The organism is Pseudomonas alloputida (genome assembly GCF_021283545.2).
In the GTDB taxonomy this organism is placed as follows: Bacteria; Pseudomonadota; Gammaproteobacteria; order Pseudomonadales; family Pseudomonadaceae; genus Aquipseudomonas; species Aquipseudomonas alloputida.
Genome location: NZ_CP128540.1, coordinates 2,206,599 through 2,231,780 on the forward strand (window position 1 = coordinate 2,206,599; position 25,182 = coordinate 2,231,780).

Annotated in this window: 27 protein-coding genes, 1 tRNA gene and 2 pseudogenes; 14 read left to right on the forward strand and 16 right to left on the reverse strand. The window is 58.2% G+C overall.

Features of this window, described 5'->3' with window-relative positions; all coding sequences use genetic code 11:
- The first annotated feature begins 41 nt into the window (after nucleotides 1-41).
- Genes lolA through cysG form a run of 5 tightly spaced genes read left to right on the forward strand, consistent with a single transcriptional unit; the run spans nucleotide 42 to nucleotide 5,077 of the window.
- Nucleotides 42-665, forward strand: a complete 624-nt coding sequence (gene lolA, locus LU682_RS10025; RefSeq protein ID WP_003251209.1) for an outer membrane lipoprotein periplasmic chaperone LolA — start codon at nucleotides 42-44, stop codon at nucleotides 663-665.
- 12 nt (nucleotides 666-677) lie between these two features.
- Nucleotides 678-2,003, forward strand: a complete 1,326-nt coding sequence (locus LU682_RS10030) for a replication-associated recombination protein A (RefSeq protein WP_010954809.1) — start codon at nucleotides 678-680, stop codon at nucleotides 2,001-2,003.
- Entirely contained in the window at nucleotides 2,000-2,374 is a 375-nt protein-coding gene (gene crcB / locus LU682_RS10035) for a fluoride efflux transporter CrcB (protein WP_003251205.1), read from the forward strand. Before LU682_RS10030 ends, crcB begins: the two co-directional genes overlap by 4 nt.
- A 30-nt stretch (nucleotides 2,375-2,404) precedes the next feature.
- On the forward strand, nucleotides 2,405-3,685 hold the full coding sequence (gene serS, locus LU682_RS10040) for a serine--tRNA ligase (RefSeq protein WP_010954808.1): 1,281 nt from the start codon (nucleotides 2,405-2,407) through the stop codon (nucleotides 3,683-3,685).
- Nucleotides 3,686-5,077, forward strand: a complete 1,392-nt coding sequence (gene cysG, locus LU682_RS10045) for a siroheme synthase CysG (RefSeq protein WP_010954807.1) — start codon at nucleotides 3,686-3,688, stop codon at nucleotides 5,075-5,077.
- A gap of 106 nt (nucleotides 5,078-5,183) precedes the next feature.
- Here the strand turns inward: cysG and LU682_RS10050 are convergent, their stop codons facing one another.
- From LU682_RS10050 to LU682_RS10085, 8 genes are all read right to left on the reverse strand, one after another.
- Complete coding sequence (locus tag LU682_RS10050) at nucleotides 5,184-6,143, reverse strand: glutathione S-transferase family protein (protein WP_049587789.1); 960 nt, start codon at nucleotides 6,141-6,143, stop codon at nucleotides 5,184-5,186.
- A gap of 94 nt (nucleotides 6,144-6,237) precedes the next feature.
- Nucleotides 6,238-7,239: a glycosyl transferase family protein gene (locus tag LU682_RS10055; protein WP_010954805.1), complete on the reverse strand. Its 1,002-nt coding sequence runs from the start codon at nucleotides 7,237-7,239 to the stop codon at nucleotides 6,238-6,240.
- The gene (locus tag LU682_RS10060) at nucleotides 7,236-7,571 is read right to left on the reverse strand and encodes a TusE/DsrC/DsvC family sulfur relay protein (RefSeq protein WP_010954804.1); all 336 of its coding nucleotides are present in this window, start codon (nucleotides 7,569-7,571) and stop codon (nucleotides 7,236-7,238) included. Before LU682_RS10060 ends, LU682_RS10055 begins: the two co-directional genes overlap by 4 nt.
- The gene (tusB, locus tag LU682_RS10065; protein ID WP_003251193.1) at nucleotides 7,568-7,864 is read right to left on the reverse strand and encodes a sulfurtransferase complex subunit TusB; all 297 of its coding nucleotides are present in this window, start codon (nucleotides 7,862-7,864) and stop codon (nucleotides 7,568-7,570) included. Before tusB ends, LU682_RS10060 begins: the two co-directional genes overlap by 4 nt.
- Complete coding sequence (tusC, locus tag LU682_RS10070; protein WP_010954803.1) at nucleotides 7,864-8,223, reverse strand: sulfurtransferase complex subunit TusC; 360 nt, start codon at nucleotides 8,221-8,223, stop codon at nucleotides 7,864-7,866. Before tusC ends, tusB begins: the two co-directional genes overlap by 1 nt.
- Nucleotide 8,224: 1 nt before the next feature.
- A complete protein-coding gene (gene tusD, locus LU682_RS10075) occupies nucleotides 8,225-8,617 on the reverse strand; it encodes a sulfurtransferase complex subunit TusD (protein ID WP_003251188.1) in 393 nt (130 codons plus the stop codon).
- A 97-nt stretch (nucleotides 8,618-8,714) separates the two neighbouring features.
- Nucleotides 8,715-10,094 carry a nucleobase:cation symporter-2 family protein gene (locus LU682_RS10080; RefSeq protein ID WP_010954802.1) on the reverse strand — a complete coding sequence of 460 codons (1,380 nt, stop codon included), beginning with the start codon at nucleotides 10,092-10,094 and terminating at the stop codon, nucleotides 8,715-8,717.
- A 163-nt stretch (nucleotides 10,095-10,257) separates the two neighbouring features.
- Entirely contained in the window at nucleotides 10,258-10,929 is a 672-nt protein-coding gene (locus LU682_RS10085; protein WP_003251184.1) for a Bax inhibitor-1/YccA family protein, read from the reverse strand.
- Nucleotides 10,930-11,062: 133 nt separating this feature from the next.
- Between LU682_RS10085 and LU682_RS10090 the strand changes: the two genes are divergently transcribed.
- The 5 genes from LU682_RS10090 to LU682_RS10110 all read left to right on the forward strand — a co-directional run bounded on the left by LU682_RS10090 (nucleotide 11,063) and on the right by LU682_RS10110 (nucleotide 14,774).
- Nucleotides 11,063-11,150: transfer RNA gene (locus LU682_RS10090), tRNA-Ser, on the forward strand.
- Nucleotides 11,151-11,570: 420 nt separating this feature from the next.
- Nucleotides 11,571-11,780, forward strand: a complete 210-nt coding sequence (locus LU682_RS10095; RefSeq protein ID WP_016488107.1) for a hypothetical protein — start codon at nucleotides 11,571-11,573, stop codon at nucleotides 11,778-11,780.
- 13 nt (nucleotides 11,781-11,793) lie between these two features.
- The gene (locus LU682_RS10100) at nucleotides 11,794-12,000 is read left to right on the forward strand and encodes a hypothetical protein (protein ID WP_054892259.1); all 207 of its coding nucleotides are present in this window, start codon (nucleotides 11,794-11,796) and stop codon (nucleotides 11,998-12,000) included.
- Between the two features lie 621 nt (nucleotides 12,001-12,621).
- Complete coding sequence (locus tag LU682_RS10105) at nucleotides 12,622-13,884, forward strand: AAA family ATPase (RefSeq protein ID WP_060477766.1); 1,263 nt, start codon at nucleotides 12,622-12,624, stop codon at nucleotides 13,882-13,884.
- Nucleotides 13,881-14,774 carry a DUF4435 domain-containing protein gene (locus LU682_RS10110; RefSeq protein ID WP_139139546.1) on the forward strand — a complete coding sequence of 298 codons (894 nt, stop codon included), beginning with the start codon at nucleotides 13,881-13,883 and terminating at the stop codon, nucleotides 14,772-14,774. Before LU682_RS10105 ends, LU682_RS10110 begins: the two co-directional genes overlap by 4 nt.
- A gap of 209 nt (nucleotides 14,775-14,983) precedes the next feature.
- Here LU682_RS10110 and LU682_RS10115 read toward each other — a convergent pair.
- The 4 genes and pseudogenes from LU682_RS10115 to mobH form a co-directional block, all read right to left on the reverse strand.
- Nucleotides 14,984-15,727: pseudogene (locus tag LU682_RS10115) on the reverse strand (conjugal transfer nickase/helicase domain-containing protein); the annotation flags it as partial.
- Nucleotides 15,728-15,774: 47 nt separating this feature from the next.
- Entirely contained in the window at nucleotides 15,775-17,307 is a 1,533-nt protein-coding gene (locus tag LU682_RS10120; protein WP_010951895.1) for an IS66-like element ISPpu15 family transposase, read from the reverse strand.
- Between the two features lie 18 nt (nucleotides 17,308-17,325).
- Nucleotides 17,326-17,685 (reverse strand): IS66 family insertion sequence element accessory protein TnpB, encoded by a 360-nt coding sequence (tnpB, locus tag LU682_RS10125; protein ID WP_009687920.1) that lies wholly within the window; start codon nucleotides 17,683-17,685, stop codon nucleotides 17,326-17,328.
- A 73-nt stretch (nucleotides 17,686-17,758) separates the two neighbouring features.
- Nucleotides 17,759-18,751 (reverse strand): annotated as a pseudogene (gene mobH, locus LU682_RS10130) (MobH family relaxase); the annotation flags it as partial.
- 222 nt (nucleotides 18,752-18,973) lie between these two features.
- Between mobH and LU682_RS10135 the strand changes: the two are divergent.
- The 3 genes from LU682_RS10135 to LU682_RS10145 all read left to right on the forward strand — a co-directional run bounded on the left by LU682_RS10135 (nucleotide 18,974) and on the right by LU682_RS10145 (nucleotide 20,796).
- The gene (locus LU682_RS10135; RefSeq protein WP_016488103.1) at nucleotides 18,974-19,168 is read left to right on the forward strand and encodes a DUF7740 domain-containing protein; all 195 of its coding nucleotides are present in this window, start codon (nucleotides 18,974-18,976) and stop codon (nucleotides 19,166-19,168) included.
- Nucleotides 19,169-19,346: 178 nt separating this feature from the next.
- A complete protein-coding gene (locus LU682_RS10140) occupies nucleotides 19,347-20,327 on the forward strand; it encodes an IS5 family transposase (RefSeq protein WP_232857675.1) in 981 nt (326 codons plus the stop codon).
- A gap of 139 nt (nucleotides 20,328-20,466) precedes the next feature.
- Entirely contained in the window at nucleotides 20,467-20,796 is a 330-nt protein-coding gene (locus tag LU682_RS10145; RefSeq protein WP_016488102.1) for a histone-like nucleoid-structuring protein, MvaT/MvaU family, read from the forward strand.
- An 86-nt stretch (nucleotides 20,797-20,882) separates the two neighbouring features.
- Here LU682_RS10145 and LU682_RS10150 read toward each other — a convergent pair whose 3' ends face one another.
- From LU682_RS10150 to LU682_RS10160, 3 genes are all read right to left on the reverse strand, one after another.
- Nucleotides 20,883-21,821, reverse strand: a complete 939-nt coding sequence (locus tag LU682_RS10150) for an ArdC family protein (RefSeq protein WP_016488101.1) — start codon at nucleotides 21,819-21,821, stop codon at nucleotides 20,883-20,885.
- An 84-nt stretch (nucleotides 21,822-21,905) separates the two neighbouring features.
- On the reverse strand, nucleotides 21,906-22,415 hold the full coding sequence (locus LU682_RS10155; protein ID WP_139139547.1) for a hypothetical protein: 510 nt from the start codon (nucleotides 22,413-22,415) through the stop codon (nucleotides 21,906-21,908).
- 115 nt (nucleotides 22,416-22,530) lie between these two features.
- Nucleotides 22,531-22,833, reverse strand: coding sequence for a DUF3085 domain-containing protein (locus LU682_RS10160; protein WP_200867647.1), 303 nt, complete (start codon nucleotides 22,831-22,833; stop codon nucleotides 22,531-22,533).
- Between the two features lie 438 nt (nucleotides 22,834-23,271).
- Here LU682_RS10160 and LU682_RS10165 point away from each other — a divergent pair, with 438 nt between their 5' ends.
- Nucleotides 23,272-23,631, forward strand: a complete 360-nt coding sequence (locus LU682_RS10165) for a hypothetical protein (RefSeq protein ID WP_016488099.1) — start codon at nucleotides 23,272-23,274, stop codon at nucleotides 23,629-23,631.
- A 4-nt stretch (nucleotides 23,632-23,635) separates the two neighbouring features.
- Here LU682_RS10165 and LU682_RS10170 read toward each other — a convergent pair whose 3' ends face one another.
- Nucleotides 23,636-25,174, reverse strand: coding sequence for a conjugal transfer protein TraG N-terminal domain-containing protein (locus tag LU682_RS10170; protein WP_016488098.1), 1,539 nt, complete (start codon nucleotides 25,172-25,174; stop codon nucleotides 23,636-23,638).
- Nucleotides 25,175-25,182 lie beyond the last annotated feature (8 nt).

Genomic DNA, 25,182 nt, shown 5'->3' on the forward strand with positions numbered 1-25,182 from the left:
ACGGTGGCGCCAGGCCTTTTCAACGCTCAATGAGGATTCCCATGCGCGCGATTCGCATGCTGTTGGTTTCTGCCCTGACCCTGGGCTCGGTTACTGCTTATGCCGGTGAGCAAGACGTACAACGCCTGACCCAGTTGCTGGAAAAGTCGCAGACCATCGAGGCCAACTTCTCCCAGCTGACCCTGGGCGCCGATGGCACCAGCCTGCAGGAAACCTCGGGCAAGATGACGGTCAAGCGCCCGGGCCTGTTCTACTGGCACACCGATGCACCGCAGGAGCAGGTGGTGGTGTCGGACGGCAAGAACGTCACCCTGTGGGACCCGGACCTGGAACAGGCCACCATCAAGAAGCTCGACGTGCGCCTGAACCAGACCCCGGCCTTGTTGCTGTCCGGTGACGTGTCGAAGATCAGCCAGAGCTTTGATATTGCGTCCAAGGAGCAGGGCGAAGTAATGGACTTCACCCTCAAGCCAAAGACCAAGGACACCCTGTTCGACTCGCTGCGCGTGTCGTTCCGCAAAGGCCTGATCAATGACATGCAGCTGATCGACAGCGTCGGCCAGCGCACCAACATCCTGTTCAATGGCGTCAAGGCCAACCAGGCGGTGCCGGACAGCAAGTTCAAGTTCGACATCCCCAAGGGCGCGGACGTGATCAAGGAGTAACCAGAGCTCGCCATGGACCTGTTTCGAAGCGAACCCGTCGCCCAGCCCCTGGCCGCCCGTCTGCGCCCGTCCAGCCTGGATGAGTACGTCGGCCAGGAGCACCTGCTGGCGCGCGGTAAACCGCTGCGCGAAGCGCTGGAACAAGGTGCGCTGCACTCGATGATCTTCTGGGGGCCGCCCGGGGTCGGCAAGACCACGCTGGCGCGGTTGCTGGCGCAGTTCTGCGATGCGCACTTCGAAACGGTGTCGGCGGTGCTGGCCGGGGTGAAAGAGATCCGCCAGGCCGTGGAGGTGGCCAAACAGCAGGCTGGCCAATATGGCCGTCGCACCATCCTGTTCGTTGACGAGGTGCACCGCTTCAACAAGTCGCAGCAGGACGCCTTTTTGCCCTATGTCGAGGACGGCACCCTGCTGTTCATCGGTGCCACCACCGAAAACCCGTCGTTCGAGCTGAACAACGCGCTGCTGTCACGGGCGCGGGTGTATGTGCTCAAGAGCCTGGACGAAGCCGCCCTGCGCAAGCTGGTCAACCGTGCGCTGACGGAAGAGCGTGGCCTGGGCAAGCGCAACCTGCGGGTGGGCGACGACGCCTTCAAGATGCTGATGGCCGCAGCCGACGGCGATGGCCGGCGCATGCTCAACTTCCTCGAGAACGCCTCGGACCTGGCTGAAGACGGCAGCGAGATCGACGTCGAGATGCTACAGAGCCTGCTGGGTGACAGTCGCCGCCGCTTCGACAAAGGCGGCGAGGCGTTCTACGACCAGATATCCGCGCTGCACAAGTCGGTGCGTGGCTCCAATCCCGATGGCGCCCTGTACTGGTTTGCACGGATGCTCGACGGCGGCTGTGACCCGCTGTACATCGCCCGCCGCGTGGTGCGCATGGCCAGCGAGGACATCGGCAATGCCGACCCGCGTGCGCTTAGCCTGTGCCTGGCTGCCTGGGATGTGCAGGAGCGCCTTGGCAGCCCCGAGGGCGAGTTGGCGGTGGCCCAGGCCATCACCTACCTGGCCTGCGCACCCAAGAGCAACGCGGTGTACGTGGGTTTCAAGACCGCCCTGCGTGAAGCGGCCGAGCACGGTTCGCTGGAGGTGCCGTTGCACCTGCGCAATGCCCCGACCAAGCTGATGAAGCAGTTGGGCTATGGCGACGAGTACCGTTATGCCCATGATGAACCCGACGCCTACGCCGCCGGTGAGGATTACTTCCCCGACGAACTGGAGCCGCGCCAGTACTATCAGCCGGTGCCCCGTGGCCTGGAACTGAAAATTGGCGAGAAGCTGCGCCACCTGGCTGACCTCGACCGCAACAGCCCCCGCCAGCGGAGAAAACCATGATTGCACTCATCGCCGCGGTCAGCGCCGGTGGTATTGCTGGTACCTTGTTGCGCTTTGCTACCACCAACTGGGTGGCGGCTCACTGGCCACGGCACTTCTATGCCGGTACGCTGGCGGTCAACCTGGTTGGCTGCCTGCTGATCGGCTTGCTCTATGGCTTGTTCTTGCACAAGCCGCTGGCGCCGGTCGAATTGCGCGCCGGCCTGATTGTCGGCTTTCTCGGTGGCCTGACGACCTTTTCCTCCTTCTCGCTCGATACCGTGCGCCTGATGGAAAGCGGGCAAGTGCCCCTTGCCTTGGGCTATACCAGTATCAGCGTGGTGGGCGGGCTGCTCGCAACCTGGGCTGGCCTGTCCCTGACCCGATTCTGAACCAACACCTACATATAACGAGAGAACGATATGCTCGATTCCAAACTGTTACGCGGCCAACTTCAGGAAGTGGCGGACCGCCTGGCCTCCCGTGGCTTCAGCCTGGATGTCGCGCGCATCGAATCACTGGAAGAGCGCCGCAAGGCGGTGCAGACCCGCACCGAACAACTGCAGGCTGAGCGTAACGCCCGTTCCAAGTCCATCGGCCAGGCCAAGGCCAAGGGCGAAGACATCGCCCCGCTGATGGCTGACGTCGAGCGCATGGCCAACGAACTGGCTGCCGGCAAGGCTGAGCTGGACGCCATTCAGGCCGAGCTGGATGGCATCCTGCTGACCATTCCCAACCTGCCGGACGCCAGCGTGCCGGTCGGCGCCAGTGAAGACGACAACGTCGAAGTGCGCCGTTGGGGCACGCCGAAGGCGTTCGACTTCGAAATCAAGGACCATGTGGCCCTCGGTGAAATCAGCGGTGGCCTGGACTTCGAAGCGGCTGCCAAGCTGTCCGGTGCCCGTTTTGCTGTGCTGCGTGGTCCGGTTGCCCGTCTGCACCGCGCCCTGGCGCAGTTCATGATCAACCTGCACACCGGCGAACATGGCTACGAGGAACACTACACCCCGTACATGGTGCAGGCGCCCGCGCTGCAGGGCACTGGCCAGTTGCCGAAGTTCGAGGAAGACCTGTTCAAGATCACCCGCGAAGGCGAGGCTGACTTCTACCTGATCCCGACCGCCGAAGTGTCGCTGACCAACCTGGTGGCGGGTGAAATCCTCGACGCCAAGCAGCTGCCGCTCAAACTGGTTGCCCACACCCCTTGCTTCCGCAGCGAAGCCGGCGCTTCTGGCCGTGACACCCGCGGCATGATCCGCCAGCACCAATTCGACAAAGTCGAGATGGTGCAGGTGGTAGAGCCGTCCAAGTCGATGGAAGCCCTGGAAGGCCTGACTGCCAATGCCGAGCGCGTGCTGCAGCTGCTGGAGCTGCCATACCGCGTGCTGGCCCTGTGCACTGGCGACATGGGCTTTGGTGCGGTGAAAACCTACGATCTGGAAGTGTGGGTGCCGAGCCAGGACAAGTACCGCGAAATCAGCTCGTGCTCCAACTGTGGTGACTTCCAGGCGCGCCGCATGCAGGCTCGCTGGCGCAACCCGGAAACCGGCAAGCCAGAGCTGGTGCACACGCTCAACGGCTCCGGTCTGGCCGTAGGCCGTACCCTGGTTGCTGTGCTGGAAAACTACCAGCAGGCCGACGGTTCGATCCTAGTGCCGGAAGTGCTGAAGCCTTACATGGGCGGCGTCGAGGTCATCCGCTAAATGGATTACCTGCCGCTGTTCCACAAGCTGCAGGGCGGCCGCGTGCTGGTCGTCGGTGGCGGTGAGATCGCCTTGCGCAAGGCGCGCCTGCTGGCCGATGCCGGCGGCGTGCTGCGCGTGGTGGCGCCGGACGTCGACGGCCAGTTGGCCGCGTTGGCCCGGGAAGGTGGCGGTGAGGTGCTGGTGCGTGGCTATCAGGCAGCCGACCTGGTCGGTTGCCGGCTGGTGATCGCGGCGACTGACGACCCTGGGCTGAATGCCCAGGTGTCGGCCGATGCGCAGGCCCTTAGCCTGCCGGTCAATGTGGTGGATGCGCCGGCCCTGTGTACGGTGATCTTCCCGGCGATCGTGGACCGTTCGCCGCTGGTAATCGCTGTTTCCAGCGGCGGTGACGCCCCGGTACTGGCACGCCTGATTCGAGCCAAGCTCGAGGCGTGGATCCCTTCGGCCTATGGTGAGCTGGCCGGGCTGGCTGCACGCTTCCGGCACAAGGTCAAATCCCTGTACCCGGACGTCAACCAGCGTCGCGGCTTTTGGGAAACCGTGTTCCAGGGGCCGATCGCCGAGCGTCAGCTGGCCGGGCAGGGGGCTGAAGCCGAACGTCTGTTGCAGGCGATGGTGGACGGCGCACCGGTGCAGCAGGGTGGTGAGGTGTACTTGGTTGGTGCAGGCCCGGGTGATCCGGACTTGCTGACCTTCCGTGCCTTGCGCCTGATGCAGCAGGCCGACGTGGTGCTGTACGACCGCCTGGTCGCACCCGCCATCATCGATATGTGTCGTCGTGATGCCGAGCGCATCTATGTAGGCAAGCGCCGCGCTGATCATTCAGTGCCGCAGGACCAGATCAACCGCCTGTTGGTCGATCTGGCTCGGCAGGGCAAGCGGGTGCTGCGCCTGAAGGGTGGCGACCCGTTCATCTTCGGCCGGGGCGGCGAAGAGATCGAAGAGCTGGCCGAGCATGGCATTCCGTTCCAGGTGGTGCCAGGCATTACGGCGGCCAGCGGCTGCTCCGCGTATGGCGGCATTCCGCTGACTCACCGCGACTATGCCCAGTCGGTGCGCTTCGTCACCGGGCACCTCAAGGACGGCACCAGCAACCTGCCTTGGAATGACCTGGTGGCGCCGGCGCAGACCTTGGTGTTCTACATGGGCTTGGTGGGCTTGCCGACCATCTGTGCCGAGCTGATTCGCCACGGGCGCGCCGCGAGTACCCCGGCGGCGTTGGTGCAGCAGGGGACCACGCGTAATCAGCGCGTGTTCACCGGCACCTTGGCGGACTTGCCAGACCTGGTGGCCCAGCATGAGGTGCATGCGCCGACCCTGGTGATTGTGGGGGAAGTGGTGCAGTTGCGTGACAAGCTGGCCTGGTTCGAAGGTTCGCAGAACAGCTGAAATCGTTGGGGCCGCTTTGCGGCCCATCGCATATGCCCCAGGCATTGCAAGGTCCTTGTAAGAGCGGCCTTGTGTTGCGATGGGCTGCAAAGCAGCCCCGGCTTTCTCAAGCCTGCCAAATCCCTTTGCCCGCCAACCGCTCTCGATCATGCGGCAAGCCAAAGTCCTGCAAAGGCCCTTTAGGCACGATCCCGTTCGGGTTGATGGTCTTGTGGCTCATGTAATAGTGCTTCTGGATATGCTCCATGTTCACCGTACCCGCCACCCCAGGCCACTGGTACAGCTCACGCAGCCAGTTCGACAGGTTGTGGTAGTCGCTCAGGCGGCGCAGGTTGCACTTGAAGTGCCCGTGGTACACGGCATCGAAGCGCACCAGTGTAGTGAACAGGCGTACATCAGCCTCGGTCAGGTACTCGCCCGCCAGGTAGCGATTGCGGCCTAGCAAGGCCTCCAGGTAATCCAGCTCGTTGAACACATCCTCAAAGGCAGCCTCGTAAGCGTCTTGCGTGGTAGCAAAGCCTGCGCGGTACACACCGTTGTTCACCGCCGGGTAGATGCGCTCGTTCAGTGCTTCGATGGTCGGGCGCAGCGATGCGGGGTAAAGGTCCAGGGTATTGCCGGTCAGCTCGTTGAACGCGCTGTTGAATATGCGGATGATTTCTGCCGACTCATTGTTGACGATGCGCTTCTCTTTCTTGTCCCACAGTACAGGCACCGTCACGCGCCCTGTGTAATGCGGGTCATCCTGAGTGTAGCGCTGGTGCAGGTACTGCAGGGCGTCGAGGTGGTCCCCACTGGAGCCTTGCTGCTGATCGAAGGTCCAGCCATGGTCCTGCATCAGCCAGCTGACCACTGACACGTCGATCAACGGCTCCAGGCCTTTCAGCGCGCGAAAGATCAGGGTGCGGTGGGCCCATGGGCAGGCCAGCGACACATACAGGTGGTAGCGGCCGGCCTCGGGGGCGGGCAGCTGATTACGGCGCTGGGCATTCTCCCGCTTGAACGTGCCGTCCTTGCCGTTTTCATACCACTGGTCGTGCCAGCGGCCGTCGATCAATAGGCCCATTGTGAGCTCCTGAAACAAAGTTGTTTGTCGTTGGAGCCCAGTCTAGGCCAAATCGTTCGAAGAAATAGCGCAAAGATCGGGGTTCTATTATCGGCTAAATCGATCTATTTCGAGTGTCCCAGTAGCCTTGCGCTGTGACGAACGCCTGCTCGCGGTGCTGTCCCAAACCACGCAGGGCCAGCGCCATGGTCGCAATCAGGGCCTTCTCGCCATAACTGTCTTCCACTTCGCCACGCCAGAACGCCAGCAAGTGCTCTGCCTGCAGGCTGGGCGGCTTGACATGGCGTCGTTCGCTCAGCGCTGGCCACTCTTCATCCCACGCCTCACCCGCCGTGGTGCCGTAGAGATGGCTGATGACATCGGGATTGACCTCGATTTCGCCACCATCACCCTTGATCACCACGGCATGGTCGCCCAGCAATCGGCTGGCCTCGCGGTGCACTGCCTGGTAACCGGGGTGAAAGATGCTCTGCAATCCACAGCGAGCGCCCAGCGGGTTGAGCACCCGAGCCAGCGAGTGGATGGGCGAGCGCAGGCCCAGGGTATTGCGCAGGTCGATCATGCGTTGCAGCTGCGGCGCCCAGTCGTGCAGCGGGAAGAATGCCAGCTGGTGCTGGTCCAGCGCGTTGCCGACGGCGGCCCAGTCGCGGCACAGCGGAATCTGCAGCAGGTCGAGGAGTTGCTCTGTATACATACGCCCGGCAGTGTGTGCGCCGCCGCCGTGCATCAGAATGCGCACGCCATTGTTGGCCAGGCACTTGGCGGCCAGCAGGTACCAGGGCAGGTGACGCTTCTTGCCGGCGTACGTGGGCCAGTCCAGGTCAACGGCGATGCGTGGCGCCTGCAGGTGGGCGCGCAAGGCCTCGGTGAAGCCGGCCAGCTCTTCGGCGCTTTCTTCCTTGTGCCGCAGCAGCATGAGGAAGGCACCGAGCTGGGTGTCTTCGACCTTGCCTTCCAGCAGCAAGGTCATGGCTGCACGGGCCTCCTCGCGGGTCAGGCCACGCGCGCCGCGCTTGCCTTTGCCGAGAATGCGCACGAATTCGGCGAACGGGTGTTCGGCGGGGGTTTCCAGAGTGAGCGGACGAGGTTCGGTCATATGCAGTTGGTCGGCTTGGGCAGGCCCGCCAGCTTGGCGGCAAGTTTGGCGGGGGTGCCGTTGAACAGGCGGTTAAGGTGCGGGCTGTTGCCCTTTTCAGGGCCCAGCTTGAGGGCCGTGTACTTGATCAGCGGGCGGGTGGCCGGAGACAGCTGGTATTCCTGGTAGAACTGACGGAGCAGTTCGAGGATTTCCCAGTGGTCCGCCGTCAACGGGATACCCTCGCGCTTGGCCAAAGCCTCGGCGGCGTCGTGAGACCAATCTTGCAGATCGACCAGGAAGCCATCCTTGTCCAGGGCGATCACCTGATCGCCAACGGTGAGCGTATTCATAGCCAGCTGTTGACCTTGTCGTATTGCAGCGACAGTTCGACGAACCCGGCGTAGTCCACGGCCTTTGCCAGGTCGTTGCCGACCGCGCGGGCCTGTACATCCTCGTCCAGGGCGAACAGGCGCTGGGCCAGGCCGGCGGCTTGCAGATGGCCATGCGGCTCGCTGCCGCTGCGCAGGGCATACACGGCATCGCCGCACAGCAGCAGGGCATCTTCGGCACCGAGCAGGCGCAGGCAACTGGCCAGGCGCTCGTCGCCAAACGGGGAATGGGCAATTACATGCAGGGTCTTCATCAGAGCGTTATCACCTGGTCGAAACGGGCTATCAGGGCGGTCAGCGCTGCGTCATCGAGCACTTGCACCGGCAGCGCCAGGGTTTCGGCTGCCAGGCCACGGCGGGCCAGGCTGTGGTTGCAGGCGAACAGTTCTTCGACACCGAACATCGGCAACGCCTGCAGGTTGGCGGCCAGGTTCTTCTGTTGCACGGCGGCGGGTTGCTGGTCCGGCGCGAGCTGGAACACACCATCGTCGAGGAACAGCATGCCCAACGGCAGGTCGAACGCGCCGCCGGCCAGGGCGATGTCCAGCGCCTCGCGGGCAGAGGGGCCATTCCACGGTGCCTGACGGCTGATGATCAACAAGGACTTGGCCATATCAGTCGCCTCCGAAGCAGACAAGGCGGTCAGCCACTTGCGCGGCCTCGTGCAGTTGGCCCAGCCCCGACAGTTCCCAGGGCTTGGGCAGGTTCACGGCCGGTCGCTGGTAGCGGTTGGCCTCGGCTTCGTCGAGTACGCCACGGCGCAGGGCGGCGGCGATACACACCACGGCGTCCAGCTGATGGGTCTGTATGAAGGTGCGCCACTGGCCAGCCACGTCCAGTTCGTCCTGAGGGGCGACGACGTTGGCCGAGGCACTGTGCACCCCGTCCTGATAGAAGAACAGTCGGGCAATCTCATGCCCGCCGGCCAGCACCGCCTCGGCGAAGCGCAGGGCGCGTCGCGAAGAGGGCGCATGGGCCGGGGAGAACACCGCGATAGCGAATTTCATGGCTAACTCATGCAAAGGAATGGTGCCATGATAAAGCAAAAAAGCCCGCGCCCGCTTGTGCAAGCGGGCGCGGGCTACTCTCATTCAGTCTCAAGGTTCAAGCCTGCTCCTTGCCCTCCGGCAAGAACCAGTTCAGCACCAGCGCACAAATCCCCCCGGTAGCCACACCCGACTCCAGCACATTGCGAATCGCCGCCGGCATGTGCGCCAGGAACTCTGGCACCTGCGCCACACCCAGGCCCAGTGCCAACGACACGGCAATAATCAGCAGCGCCCGACGGTCCAGCCGGGTGCTGGCCAGAATATTGATCCCCGACGCCGCAACCGCACCAAACATGACCATCGCCGCGCCGCCCAGCACCGGCTCCGGCACGGCCTGAATCACCCCGGCAACACTCGGGAACAGACCCAGCAACACCAGCATCACGGCAATCCACATACCGATATGACGGCTGGCAATACCGGTCAGCTGAATCACCCCGTTGTTCTGGGCAAAAATCGAGCTAGGGAAGGTGTTGAACAGACCGGCCAGCAGCGAGTTGGCGCCGTTGACCAGCACGCCCCCCTTGATCCGCTGCATCCACATCGGCCCTTCGACCGGCTGGCGCGACACCTTGCTGGTGGCGGTAACGTCACCGATGGCTTCCAGCGAAGTGACCAGGTAGATCACCAGCATCGGAATGAACAGCGCCCACGAGAAGCCCAGGCCAAAGTGCAGCGGTGTCGGCACCTGGAACAGCGCGGCCTCGTGCATGCCGGTAAAGTCCAGGCGGCCCAGGTATCCGGCCAGCGCATAGCCGACCGCCAGGGCGATGACGATGGCGCAGCTGCGCATCCACACCACCGGGATACGGTTGAGAACGACGATGATCGCCAGTACCACGCCCGACATCAGCAGGTTTTCGCCATTGGCAAAGGTGCCATTGGCCATGGCACCAAAGCCACCGCCCATGCTGATCAGGCCGACCTTGATCAGCGTCAGGCCGATCATCAACACCACGATGCCAGTCACCAGCGGGGTGATCAGGCGTTTGACGAAGGGCAGGATGCGCGACACGCCCATCTCGACGAACGAGCCCGCGATTACTACGCCAAAAATGGCTGCCATTACGCCTTCAACCGGCGTGCCTTGCTTGACCATCAGCGCACCGCCGGCAATCAGCGGGCCGACGAAGTTGAAGCTGGTGCCCTGAACGATCAGCAGCCCCGCGCCAAATGGGCCGAAGCGTTTGCACTGGACGAAGGTGGCGATACCCGAGATCACCAGCGACATCGAAACGATCAAATTGGTATCACGTGCAGATACACCCAACGCCTGGCAGATCAGCAGGCCAGGGGTGACGATCGGCACGATGATCGCCAGCAGGTGCTGCAGGGCTGCCAGCAGGCCGATCAACAGCCGTGGCTTGTCCTCCAGACCAAGCACCAGTTCATTGGCAGGCGCCCCTGCGCCTGGGCTGTGTTCGTGTGAGCTCATTGCTGAAAGCCGCCCCGGAAGAAAAAAGGAGCGCATTCTACGGGGTGATGGCGGATAGCGGTAGAGAAAACGGGATGACGGCACGAGCATCCTGCAGCTCAACCCATTTCCAGCGCCCACAAAAAAGCCCGCCGAAGCGGGCTTCTTGCGGTACAGCAATCAATCAGTCGTCACGACCCATGATGCCAAACAATTGCAGCAGGCTGACAAACAGGTTGTAGATCGACACATACAGGCTGATGGTTGCCATGATGTAGTTACGTTCGCCACCATGAATGATCGCGCTGGTCTGGAACAGGATGCAGACCGACGAGAACAGCACGAAGCCAGCGCTGATAGCCAGTTGCAGGCCGCTGATCTGGAAGAAGAAGCTGGCAACGACAGCACCCAGCAGAACGAAGAAGCCCGCAGTGATGAAGCCACTCAGGAAGCTCATGTCCTTGCGGGTGATCAGCACGTAGGCCGACAGACCACCAAACACCAGCGCAGTCATGGCAAACGCGGAGCTCACTACCTCGGCGCCACCGGCCATGCCCAGGTAACGGTTGAGGATCGGGCCGAGGATGAAGCCCATGAAACCGGTGAGCGCGAAGGTGGACACCAGGCCCCAGGCCGAATCACGCAGTTTGTTGGTAAGGAAGAACAGCCCGTAGAAGCCGATTAGCACCACGAACACGTTCGGGTAGCCGACGCGCATCTGCTGGGCAACGAAAGCCATGACACCGCTGAAGGCGAGGGTAAGCGCCAGCAGGCTGTACGTGTTGCGCAGGACCTTGCTGATCTCCTGCTGCTCGACCTGCTGGCCGTGGTGGACGGCGTAATCCTGTTCGCGCATGGCGACACTCCTTGGTAAACCTGTGGTTTCGGACGTTCAGATGCTAGGAGTCTATCAGAGCTCCTGCAACCCGCGACACAGAGAGTTTGACAGCGTGTTTCATTAAGGTATTATGGCGGCCGCAAAACGAGCTGGAAGCGTGGCCGAGTGGTTTAAGGCAACGGTCTTGAAAACCGTCGATGGGCAACTATCCTAGAGTTCGAATCTCTACGCTTCCGCCACTAATTCTCATTAAAGCCCTGATTTTTCGGGGCTTTTTTGTGCCTGTGTGTTTTTGGTCCCCCATCTGGTCCCCCATTTTTAGTGTGGCTTATGCTGGTTTGCTGCGGATTGTGATGGACATATGGCCTAGCAACTCACGTTTGGAAGGGAGCGATTTTTCCAAGGCAGCCTAGGTATGCTTGGCTCTTGCCGGCAGCTATCGACCCGGCGCCTGAATATTGGGGTCGCTTCGCGACACATCGCCGATACGCGCGGCTCTCACAGAGGCTGGCGCAGGTCTGGAAGCTGGTGATATTCCTATGGGAACCGGTTTGCCGCGATGAGGCCTGAACTGCTAAACACAAGGCCTTGGATCGATGCCGGCCATCAGACCGTCGCTATCGTCCTATGATGGATCAACGTAGCAGAATGGGCAGAGCATGAAGCGAACCTTGGAAGGCATGGCCAAAGCCGGCGAGCCGCTACTGCGCGAAGCCCTTGATGCGATAAGGGCGCATCAGGCCGCGCAAGATAACGGGGCATCTCCAGAGACAATCGAGCGGCTTAGAGTGTTGGCTGACTCCGTTTATCACGCGGTAGTGGATTTCCAGGTGCTTGAAGCCGGCAGTCTGTCTGAATCAATTCACTGATATCGAGGCACTGATGCCCAAACAGTCGAAGTTTTTGCCGCCCGACCACCCAGCCTACACCGAGGCAATTGAGGCAATGCGCCGTTACCACGAAGCTCAGGATACCGGCGCGCCTGCGATAGAGGTGGAAAGATTACGCCTGATAGCTGAGTCTCTGTTCCAAGCTGTAACCGACTATCAAATGAAAGCCTTTGGCCACGGCGGCGGAACTGTTCACTGATTGGCAGTTGCGCGGAAGATGAAGCGTCCTGCTGAGTGTCTGTTTTTGACCCCATTGCGGACTTCCGGATGTTAGCGCCGCTGCTCGGCCCATCGCCTGCAAGCGCGACTCCCACAGGTGTTTCGCGGATCTGGAAGCTGGGCGGCTAAAATCGGTTATGGCGCCTACGCTGACAACATGAAGTCTCTGATCAACATCTGCTTTGGGTCGGTTAACGCCTCTGGACCGGGCTGACCATCGTTGCCTTAACGAGCACCCGGGCTATCCACATCCGAAGTCCTGACTCGGTCTCACTTTTCGTGGGTTTCAGCTTTAGCTTTCAGTCCAGCCTCAGGGCTTCAGCATCAGTATTTGAAACGTAAGCCTGGAAATGGTCGCGGGCGAACTCCTCGCTGTTGCTTTAGGCTTTCGTTAAGCTTCGGCGAACTGCGCCGATTTACCTCGCTTTTGGCTAAGGTCCGTCCGTCACAACCGATCAACGCGTCGGCGAGGTAGAGGTATGGGGATCTAGGTACCCGGTCGAGACGCCTCTATAGGGGCCTAAGCAGTCTTGGAGGTAATGCATCAAAGCCTAAGCTGTGCCATCATTGTGCCCACCGGACCTGTAAATAGTAGGAAGCTATGAATCTCATTGATAGTGTGATGATTAAAGGTTTTTGGGGGAATCACGAAGTATCCTTCAAAGCAAGCGAGGATTTGAATTTCCTCATCGGTCCAAATGGTTCAGGTAAATCCACTACGCTCAAAATAATCTCTGGCGTTCTTCGCGCTGACAAAGATTACCTCTCTGAGCTTGACTTTGAGTCGGTTCGTATAAATTTGAAGGATCCACGCTCCAAGCGAAAACCATATATTGAAGTAGTTAAAAATCTTGGGGTGCCATTCTTTCATTGTGATTATAAGATTGTAGAGTCTTCTACTGAAAAACCCTATGCGTATGTTTTGAGTGATGTGGATGGTTATGATACGGTTAGCAAGGGCTCGTTTTTTATAAGAGCTCAGTTAGCTGGGAGTACTGCCGCGAGCCGTACTCTAGCAAAGCATCTCTCTGAAATGGTGTCTTTGACTTGGCTATCTGTTCAGCGAGCCGCTTCGCTGAAGGGGCCAGGTGGAAATGATCCGGTTGATTTGAGGTTGGATGATTTCTCGAATCGATTGGTTAGATACCTTTCCTCTTTGAGTAAGCAGGTGAATGCTCTGCATGAGCGTTTTCAAGAACATGTATTCTTATCTTTGCTGGTCAAGGAGAATGACAAGGTGGCAGCCCTTCCTGGGCGTGAGAAGGTCGACAGTGAAAAGCAGGCACTCCTACAAATATTTTCTGAATTTAAGTTGGACAAAAGAAGTTACCAAAAGAAGCTAGATGGACATTTTGGTATGCTGGAGGATCTCCGAGGGCGATGGGGTAAAAGTACAGATCTCAAACCGGCCGACTTTATGGCGATTTTCTCCCTGCACAGAATCGAAAGTACCGTGGATGTCTGGGAGGGTATCACCAAAGAGAAAAATCGGATTGTTTCTTCTCGGGATCTTTTCTTAGCTATACTGAATAAATTGCTTTTGAAGAAAACCATTTCGCTCAATGAGCGTAATGAGTTAGTGATTAAGACTGAATCTGGAAAAATTTTGAAGCCCTCCCAGCTTTCTTCTGGGGAAAAGCAGATCATCGTTATTCTTGGTGAGGCTTTGCTGCAGGAAGGTCAAAGCTTTATATATATGGCAGATGAGCCTGAGATTTCGCTTCACGTAGCTTGGCAAGAAAGTTTGGCAAAAAATATAAAAAGCCTTAATCCTGCCGCTCAGATTGTCTTCGCTACCCATTCCCCTGATGTGGTCGGGGCCAACCAAGATCGTTTGATTCACATGGATCGCTGCGTGAAATGACATTTACAAGAACTGTGTCAGGTCGATCGAATTTGCCTGCGTTTTTGGGCGTCAGTATGGTGGTCTATACAGAGGGTGGCGAGTTCAATAAAGAGAAAAAACAAAGCGACTGTTCAATTGATGCGGTTTTTTGGAAAGGATTTTTTTCACGATTTTTACCAGGTCTGAGTTATGAAATTAGACCTCTTGGCTCAAAGGATAATTTATTGCCTTATGCTCAAGATGTTGCCGCATCAAAAATATCCAATACCATAGTGGCTATGGATAGAGATCATGATCATCATCGCCATTGTTTGATTGATCATCCGTTTGTTCTCTATACATATGGTTACAGCTGGGAGAACGATGCTTGGCAAGCTGAAGCTATTATCTCTAAGCTTGAGAGAATTTCTGTGAAAGGCGTTAGTGCTGAAGCTGCAGAAGTGATTAGAGTTAAGTGTCGTAATTTTTTGGTGGATTTCAATAGGTTGATTTTTGTAGATGTGCTCTGCTCGCTAAAAAGGGTGCAGGGAATTCATCGTGAAAAATTCTGGGCGTATGTTGATGTTCGTGATTCTAATAGATATAGAGTCAAGAAAGAATCTTTTAGGAAGTTAATTGGCACCATTAAGTCGGGTAGAGTGGAAAAATTTCAGTTTAGTGGTTGCGATAGGGTTGTGGCAGCCCGCGACTGTTACGGTAAGTTGTGGGCAAAATTTTTGTATGGGATTTTTTGTGAGTGTTTTCGTGATGTTACAGGTCAAAAAAATCTGAATAGAGAAATGGCGGATGTATTGGTCGCTGAGCATTTTCAGTATACGGATCTAGACAAGGATCCGGATTTGAAAAATTATTATCAGGGTATGGCCTCGGCTTTGCGTGCACGAGTCGCTGATGCTACTCGAATATAGAGGTTGATCTGTGGGGTTGTCTGTGGTGATGTCTTTATTTTTTGATAATTTTGAATGCGTTTTTGTCATTCTCATGGCCTGGAGATAAGGCAATGCTAAAGTCCCCTTGTTGGATCTCGATAGTTTTGCGGGAGTCATTAGTTGCAATGACGATTCCATCGAGAATCCATAATTTTGGATCTGTTTAAGTGGCTAGATGCAGGTTGGAGTTACTTGACCAGTACGAGATGTGAATTATCCGCAGGCAGGGCAGCGAAAATATCTGTTGAGCTGTTCAGTAAGTATCCATTCAGAATGTTCGTTTTGCGAGGACCTCTCACAGTGCAAGCCCAAATGTTTTGCCCATTAGACCTTTTCCGATGAATGCCCAGTTTCTCAAATTGACGCTGAACGCGCCGCCAATGCTCGATCTGGTTGCTTCCATCAGACTGCTCCGGTTGCTCGGCAGCATAGCGCTGGAAAATGCCCGGTGTGACCAGGAAGAAAGTACCGTCCACCGTATGGACCTTGGCCTTACTGTCGTTGATCACTAAGCGATGACTGTTAACTCCCTCGCGCAGCCACTCGATAAAGGCCTGCCCCACGGAATACTGTGGTGGAGGAGTGGCAGATTGAGCCATCTCAACAGCTGATCCACTCTCGCGTTCGCCCTGCACTTGCAACATGTCCATAAGGTCGTCGAGGTAGTCGAATTCCTGATTCTGCAGCACGGCGCCGGCTTGTTTTGCTTCTGGTGTTGCAGGCGGCTGATCCGGGGCCGACTCGTTGGTTTCGCTGGTCGGTAGTGGGCCATCCATCATCGGCTCTACCGTGCCGCTAAAGTAATCTGGCCTCGGCTCATTGGCCCAGATCAGGCTCGGCTGCAGGCGAAGAAAGGTAAAGCGATGTTGCCAGTCATCCTCTGAAACGGTGGCGCTCCACACCGCTTTGCCCTCTGGTGTCACATCCACCAGTCGTAACCGATCCATGAACCCCACCTACCACAAGGTGGAAGCCAAAGTTACCGTGGCATCTCTGGCGAACAGTTCCATGGCAGCAGCGCTTCGTAGTCTGCTACCGATGAGGCGTGCGGCAGTCGCTCCAGGACGTGGCGCAGCCACGTATAGGGCTCTTGGCCGTTGACCTTGGCGGTTTCGACCAAGCTGTAGATCTGCGCGCTAGCCGTGGCTCCCTTGGGCGTGTCACTGAACAGCCAAGCTTTGCGCCCGATCACAAACGGCTTTATGGCCCGCTCTGCCAGGTTGTTGTCGATCGGCAGGTGGCCCGCCTCGACATACCGCTCCAGGCGGTTCCAGTTGTTTGCCAGGTAAAGCACCGCCTTGCCCAGTACGCTTTGCGGTGTCACCTGTGAGTGCGTCTTGTCGAGCCAACTTTTCAACTGCTCAAGGATCGGCAGGCTTCGTTCCTGACGACCGATGAATCGCTGTTCATCGCTGGCATCCTTGAGGTCGCGTTCGATGCCATACAGTTTGTTGATCATCGTCAGCGCAACATCGGCGCGACCGCTCTTGCCCTTAGGCTGCACCTTCTGCGCTTCGACGAATTTACGCCGGACATGCGCCATGCACGCCAGTCGTTCAACGCCCGGCTGTAGCGCCAACGCGTTGTAACCGGCGTAATCATCGGTCATCACGTAACCGCGATAGCCCTCCAGCAGGCGCAGCGGCACCTCCTGCGCGCGGCTGGTGGTGTAATCGAACAGCACGACTTGTCGATCAGGCGGGCCACTGGCCTGCACCCACATCCAGGATTGACTGGTCGGATCACGATCCGGCTCTTTGAGCACCTGCACGCGAGTTTCATCGCAATGGATCACCGGGCTTTCCAGCAGGCGGTCACGCATCAGGTTCAGCAGTGGCTGAAAGTGTTCGCTGCACTGGATGACCCAGCGGGCCAGGGTTTGCCGGGGGATCTCGATACCATGTCGGTTCAGCACCGTTTCGAAGCGGTGCAGCGGCAGGCCATCGACGTACTTGGTGGTTAGCAACATCGCCAGCACGCTGGGACTGGCCATGCTCTTTTCAATCAATTGGGCCGGCTTGTCAGCGGTGACCGGCGCGGTTTCGCAGCCACGGCAGCCATAGATTTTGCGTACGTGTTTAAGCACACGGATCTGCATCGGCACGATGTCGAGTTGTTCGCTGGTTTGCTCGCCAACCACGTGTTTGCGGCAACCACAGGCGCAAGTCAGTTCGTGCTCGGGCAAGTCATGAATGACTTCAATGCGTGGCAGGTCAGCCGACAGTGGCTTGCGTTTGCCGCGCTGCTTGCTTGGCGCAACAACTTCTTCGTCGGCATCATCAGCGGTAGGTACCCACTGACTTTCGGGTTCATTGAACAACGCCAGTTGGGGCGTGTTGGACTCGACGGTTTGCTCGGACTTGCGATTGAATAATCGGTCACGCAGCAGCTTGACCTGTTCTTTAAGGTCGACGATCTGACCTTTGTCGACCGTGCGCTCGGCCAACAACTGCGCAAGCAGTAGTTTGAGCGCGGCAGGGTCGTCAGGAAGGTTATCGGGCACTGAAATCATGGCCCGGATTATACCCGGTCAGGCGACGAAACGAGGAGTCAAAACCTGATGCGGACGGTTGCGCCAGAGATCGAAACCGTCGAGTAGCCAATTCAGTTCCTGGACGGTCAGTACGATAGCTTCGTCGGTCGCGTCGGGTGAAGTTTTGAAACGCTCGGCTTCGAGGCGCTTGAGCCAAAGGCAGAAGCCGTTGCGCTCCCAATACAACACCTTGATGCGGTTACGGGCTTTATTGAGGAAGACGAAAAGTACCGGGTCGAACACGGCGACCTTGATGTCCAGTTCGACCAGGGCAGTGAGGCCGTCGATGGACTTTCGAAAGTCCACGGGCTTGGGGTAGAGGTAGACTTTTTCGACTTTGCTGTCGGGGCGCATCATGGCGGGCTGGCTCCAGAAAGAAATCGGGAGCACAGCATCGGGAATCAGGTGGACGGTTGGAATGTGGGGATGATGGATCCCTTACCACCAGTCCATGCGACTGCAGCTCATCGAACAAGGCAATGTTGGAGGAGGGGATGCCATCCACTGCCTGGGCGAGCAGGTAAGCGCGCAGTTTGTCGGTGGCGGTCTTGCTGACCAGCCACAGATGGTCTTGGGTAAGCCAGCCAGCCGCGCCGGGCTGGTTGAATTTGAACTCTTTTTTGGCCAGGTGACGCAGGCCTGTGAGTAGGTGATGCTGCAACGAATGTTTGGGTGCCTGCAGGGCTTTGGTGGGATTGGCGCCGATGTTCTGCGCGGTGGAGACCCGGTCAGCTTGTAGCACCAGTTCCCCGAGGGTGCCGGCGTGCTCGTAGTGATTGGCCAGCAGGAACAGTAGGTGTCCCCACAGGATTGGATAGTTGCTGAGCCAGTCAAGCTGACGGGATGTCAAAACTTGTGTGTACAGCAGCCCGGTGGCGGCGCCGTGAAGCTTGTAATCGCGGCCGGCTACGTAGCGAAAGCGGTAGGGCAGGGTCAGAGGACCGTGCCAGGGGTGCCACACCTCACCATTTTCATACTCGACCTGCAGGTCGACGGCAATCTTACCAATGTCGTGAAGCAGGGCGCCGTAGGCAATCGCCGCGCTCCAGGCGTCGGCCTGGGCGGCCTGGTCTTCCGGTGCGGCGCCGCTGGGTAGCAGGTACGACTGGCGCAGCTTCAAACTGCAGGCCACCAGTTCCAGTCCATGGTCCAGCATGCCGCCCGGATAGGCATGGTGGTGGCTTTCGCTGGCGGGGAGTTGCTGTACATAGCTGGCGTAGCGGTGGATCGGGTCAAGGTAGAGCTGATTGAACTGCGGCTCGGAGAGCGCCGTGTATTGCCAGATGCGCTGCAGCAACTTTTTCCGGTGGTCGGCACAGAGCAGGGATTCGGCGAGTAGTGGGAGGAGAAATCCCTCGGGCGCTGGAGCGAGTATGGGCTCCGCAGCATTGCCTTTTTCATGCTTGAACCACCAGCGCTTCATCGGGTTACCTGCTTTGTATTCAGAAGGTCCTTTTGCCTTTTCGGATAGGCCTCTTACCCTTGTGCCCCCTTACCATTGCCGCCGTTACCCTTTAACGCCTTGAGCCTTTTCGCGAACGCGAAAATTCGAAGCCTGGCGCATCGGGTTACCTGTGGTACCGGAATGACCTGTCCTTTTCCTGTGAGGTAGACTGTCCGGCATTATTTCGAGGAAGGTGGCCTGATGACGTTGAGCGATGCCATTTTGATCGTGCTACTGGCTGACCGGATTCATGGTACCGATGCTGCCATTCGATCGGCCGCCACGCGCTGTGCGAAACAGCTGCCACGCAGTCAGCGCGATATGTTGTTCAAGATCGGCAACAGTGCCGCACCTCGTGAACTAGTGGGGCACCTTTGCCAGTTCTTGCCGGACTGATTAGTCACATGGATATGTGCACATTTTGAGGGATGAAAAGTTAGCTGGAGAGTCAGTTAACGCTCGGCTAGTAGTTGTGCCTCAGGTAATATCGCCGCACATGCCCCAACCCTAGGGAATCTCCGAACAAGTCTTCAAATGTGCTGAAATACGCCTGACCACCTGATCCGAGCCGCCCATGAGCCAGATGAGCTTTTCCGATTTCGAATATGCCGGCAAGCGCAAGCAGACACGCCGCGAACGCTTCCTCGCTGAGATGGATCAGGTCGTACCCTGGACAGATCTGTTGGGCCTAATCGAGCCGTTCTACCCCAAGGCCGGTGGTGGTAGAAAACCCTACCCGCTGGAAACCATGCTGCGGATTCATCTGTTGCAGAACTGGTTCTCCCTGAGCGATCCGGCAATGGAAGAAGCGCTCTACGAAATTACCCCCATGCGCCAGTTTGCACGCCTGACGTTGAGTGCACCGATCCCGGAGGACACCACGATCATGAACTTCCGGCACCTGCTGGAGAAGCATCAACTGGCGCCTGCAATTCTCGCGATCATCAACGGTTATTTGCAGGACAAAGGCCTGTCGCTGCGCCAAGGCACCATCGTCGACGCTACCATTATTCATGCCCCCAGCTCGACCAAGAACAAAGACGGCAAGCGCGATCCCGAAATGCATCAGACAAAGAAAGGGAACCAGTATTTCTTCGGTATGAAGGCGCATATCGGCGCTGACTCTGAGTCTGGACTGGTTCATCACGTCCATGGCACCGCCGCCAACATTGCCGATGTCACGCAAGTCGCCGAACTGCTCCACGGGGAAGAAAACGCGGTTTATGCGGACGCTGGCTACACCGGTGTCGAGAAGCGTGATGAGCATGAAAAACGTAACGTGATCTGGCAAATCGCGGCTCGGCGCAGCACGTATTCCAAGCTGAACAAACGCAGCCTGCTGTACAAAACCAAGCGCAAGATCGAGTACTGCAAAGCGCAGACACGCGCCAAGGTTGAGCATCCGTTTCGGGTCATCAAACGCCAGTTTGGTTACGTGAAAGTACGCTTTCGTGGGCTGATGAAAAACACGGCTCAGTTGACCACGCTGTTTGCCCTGTCGAACCTGTGGATGGCTCGAAAACAACTGATGGGTATGGGTGAGTTGCGCGCTTAATACGGGAAACGTGGCGAAAAACGCTCTCAACTCACGCTGCATCACGCCGTTTTCAGGAAATAGCGCCGTGTGCTGACAAATTACGGTTTTCCACCGCCGCTCGCCAAGTTGATCGGAGCATCCCTAGGAAAGATTTCACATGTCCAAACTTGCCGAATTCAAAGCACTGGAAGCTCAACTGGCTGCTCAACTTCAACAGCTGGACGCGATGAAAAACGATTCCGGCCTGAAGCAGGAAATCGAGTACGGCATGAACCTGCGCCAGGTCATCACCATTCTCGACCCGTCCAAGGGCGCAAGCGTGAGTACTTCCAGCTCCACCGCCGCTCAGCGCAAGCCGCGTGAGGTCAAACGCTACAAGCACCCGCACAGCGGCGAGATCGTCGAAACCAAGGGCGGCAATCACAAGATCCTCAAGCAGTGGAAGCAGGAGCACGGCTCGGATGTCGTCGAGAGCTGGCTGCAGTAATCGCTTGCTCAATTGCAGCGGCCGATGGTCGGCGTTGCAGGCAAAACAAAGGCCCCGGTTGGGGCCTTTCTATTTGAAGTGAAAAGTCACGCCGTGAGCCGTTCGGTCGTCTCGCTGGCCTGATCCAACTGCAGCGCCAACAGGTACTCGGAAGCCTCACGGGCCAGCCCACTGGCGCGGAAGATGGCTCGCTTATCCTCCTTGAGGATCTTCAACCAGGACGCCAGGTACTCCTCATGGCGTAACTCGCCCTGGGTGCCGGTGAGGGCGCAGAGAAACGCTGCGCCCATCTCCGCGACCAACTCCTCGAAGGCGTACGCCGCAGAGCCGAATGCGTGTCCGCCTGTGATGCCTTCCCGGTTGAGGCGGGCGTGGTGACCCGACCAGTGCGTCAGCTCATGCAGCGCGGTCGCGTAGTAGCTGCCGACGTCCACGAACTGGGCCTTGGTGGGCAATTGAATGAGATCCCGGATCGGTAGATAAAACGCGTCATCCCCGTAGCGGTGTTCGATGCGTGCGCCGCTGGCGGCCAACAGACGCTCGGCAGGTGCATGATCGATGAATGCCATCGGATCTTTACCCTCGTCGTGGTACTGCTCGTCGTTGGGTAGTCCCTCGGTCTGCTCGATGTTGAACAGGCAATGCGTTCGTAGCAGTGCGAACTGCACCATCTTGACGTTACCTTGCTCATCACGGACGACCTGGCCGTCTTCGTCGTGTGCTTCCTTGCTCATGGGTTTGTACAGCACTGCGAGGGTCGATTGTTCGCCCTTGCGCACATGCCCACCGGCTTTCCGTGCCTGGTTGTAGGTGAGCCAGCGATCCTGGCGGTACCCGCGCAGACGCGCTTCGGCCCATAGCAGTGGAATGTTGATACCGGCATAGGGGCGCCGGGTAATCGCGTTAATGGGGAAAGGTGCGTCAACACTTGAGCCTGAAGTGGTCCAGGGTTTGATCCACGGGATCACCCCCTGATTCAGAGCGTTGACGATCTTGTTGGTGACGTCCAGGTAGATATCGGACATGGCGTTCTCCAGTCAAGGAAGGGGAACGCTGCCCGGCCGGGAAGGGTTCCCGGTGGGGTAAGTGGACAGTGGTAGGGTGGGCGTTCAGGCCGATGAGATGTCCACACCGATCTCATGTGGCAACCTGATATGAAGAAAAACAGGGCCGGTTTCTGGCGTGATGTGAGTTACCTGAAACTGAGTGACTGACGCCGAGGAGCGTGATTCACTCTGGGAAGCTTGATCGAGTAGCAAGTCGAGCGATTGGCGCAAGTGGTGATCTACCGAAGCCAGAGCGATGCCCAATACGGTCTGCAAGCGCTGTCCTGATTGCTCAACTGTGTCAGTAGCCGTACCAACCTCGGCGATGAATTGCCATACCCCTGGGCTCAGGACAATGGCAGGTAAGGAGCGGTTATTCCTGGACACTGGTGCCTCCCGGGAGCTGATCCAGCGATGGCCTCCAGGAGCATCCCGGGTAAGTTCCATCGCCACCGCGCTCACTGAAAACTTGGCGTGTCCAGGCATTAAAACGCGCTTGCTCGTGGGGTCAACGCCTAATCCAGCCTGCCTTGCAGGTCGAGTTTCCAGCCGCTTCCAGCGAAGTTTTTCCATCCCAAAACTTCAGATGAATCGCTCGCTGTTGTTGGCGTGGAGATTGAAAGGAGCGATGTCCCAGAGAGGCACAAATTCGTGCTTCCCTGGAACATCGCATGTGTCTCCAGAGCAGTCAGGATTTCCCGGGCAGGGCAATCTCAGCAGCGATGTACAGGTGCGTGGATGTGGCCTCAATCACCAATGCCCCGTCGGTGCCGCGTAGGCTTTCCAGAACGGGATCATCAAGGTCGAAGTACTCGGCAAAATCGTCGCCACCGAATTCACTGCGAGCGCGATTCCACCAGGCGTCAAAGTCGTCGACGTCAGGGTTGCAACCCATGGCGTAGGCAATGTGTTTGCGGCTACTTCCGTCGGATTTGCTTTCGCCGAACTCGGACATGAGGTAGACACCGTGGTCTTTGACCCCTCCAGGCAGTGCGGAGGAATGCCACCCATGCGGGAAGAATTCCCAGCACGGAAATGGAAAAGGAGCTTCAACGGAGCAGGGCTCAGTGAGGCCGATGTAAAAGAGCGCTCATCACCGCGGGAGCGGTAACCGGGCGAGCCACCGAACGCTAATCGCCCTTGGGACAACCGTCACGGGAGTGACGTGGCCTTGAAGGTTGAGGCCACCTGGGGTGCTGGAATTCCAGCGCTTGCATGTCCGGTGTATCAAGCGGGCCGGCATTGCGTCAATGAAGATTTTCAGGGGGGCGTACTGCGTCAATCCATGCGGTGCCACTGGTGATCAGCAGCGTAAACCAAGTGATCAACGGTCATGGAAAACTGCGTGAGAGGAGTAAGCTAAGGCTTGGATCCAAATTGTTTAAAGCGGTTTGACCGCACGTGCGGTGAAGTAAATGGAGATAGGAAAATGGCGACTCCAGCGTCTTCAAACTCCAACCGGACTTCTTTCGGCAAGTATTTGATTCGTGCCGCAACTCGCGCGGGTCGATTGGTGAATCAGCTAGAAGCCAGCGTGCTGCATTCACCGATGTTGGCGAGCGTGCCGTTTGGGTATCGCCGGCTCGGTATGCAGATTGTTAAGGTGATTCTTTTGCTTGCTGTTGCATCAGTTGCATTCTTCCTGGCGGTCGGAATGGTAGCCCTATGGGCGTTTGCCGCGCAGCCTATTGAAGCGAGTGATGATGAGCCCGATGTATTCGAGGTTAGCCATCCTCAGCATCGTTTCAAGTATCCAGAAATGTACGACGAACACGGATCACTTCGTTAACTGATTACTTGAGCTTTTGTACGCTTCCAACAACTTGTGATGTTCCCTTCCCAGCTTGGAGTTTGGCACTCTCTGCACCTTGAGTAAGAAGGCTCTGGACGTTGCTGCCAACGTTGTACCCCGCCCAACTCATGGTTCCCAGAAAGAACATCGGGAGCACCAAAAACATCGCCCCCATCACGTACTCGATCACCTGTGCGGTGACCGTCCCATCCATGAACCCTGCCGTTGGTAATGTTAAAAGCGCCTGGTCCGTGACAGAGACCTGGTGATACAGCGTGTCGAGCATGCTCGAGTCGATCCAGCGGGCCAGCTCCCACCAAAACGTCAGCATGTGTAGGGTGAACAGCGCGAAGGTAATCGTCATCAGCGCTTTGAGCTGATAGGTGCTGATCAGCAGCACCAGCGGCAGGCTGATGATCGTGCCCATGATCAGGAAGGCCTGCACCATTGGCAGTGCCGCACGCAGCGCATTCATCGCCGGGAAATTGCTGAACGAGCCCAAGGCCAGGCCGGTGTTGGTGGCCAGGTTGTTGAGCCCCTGTGTCAACGATCCACCTCGGGCACTGCTGCCATAGTCCTGGAACACCTGGCCAGGCGCCATGCTCAATGACTGCTGGCGCGGGCTCACCAGTTCACGCAGGGTAGCGTTTTCGATTTCGGTGGAGCTGTGTCCGGTCAGCCAACCGCGCAATTGCGTGAGCAGGTTTGGATCGACCTCGGCGACCAGGCGGTCGCGCAAGCCGACCGTGGCATCGCTCCACCACTGCTTGCAGGTTGGGTAGCCCGCACCGTTGTCCAACCGGGGCAGGGAGGTGTCTCGCGTCTCGTCATATGGCCAATCAACCCGGGGCGTGCGCGAGCGATCCGTGTCGTAATAGCCCGGCGTGTCGAGTAGGTAAGTCGAGCCAATCCAGGACGCATCGTAGCTCTGCGATTCGTCCAGCTCGGGGCGGTTAGTAAACAGCCGCGAGCGCGAATAGCCATAGCAGTCGCGGGTGAAATCGGCGACTTCCTGTAGCAGCACTTGATCGTTGATCCGTGAGCTGTCGATCTCCATGCGCATCGCGCGGATGTCGGGTGCGCAGGGGATGGACGCAGTCGCTGCAGCGGTGATGCCTTTGCTCATGGCATGCACCAGGTACCACCACACCGGCACGTTGGCGGATTTTTCGCCAATGGTGTTGAAGGTCATGCCCCAGGCCGTGTCTGTGGGCTTGGCCATCGACACCCCACAGCGCTGGCTCGCCGCATCGTCGAAGGTCACGGAGGAGAGGTTCAACGGGAAAAACGGCATGCAGCCAAACAGGATGACGACGTAGCTCATCCACAGGCGGTTCTCGACGCGGGGGATCGACAGCAAGCCCTTGTTGCCCTCGTCGGCGCCCTGTTGGCGGGCCGACAACCATTCCTGCAAGATGATCGCGCCAAACGGCGCGGCAAAGAGTCCGGTGTCCGCCAGCGTGTTCCAGATCCCGTTGTTGATGATCCACGCCAGCAGCGACAGGTAGTACTCGAGGTAGCTGTTGGTGCTCATGTTCATGACTGCAC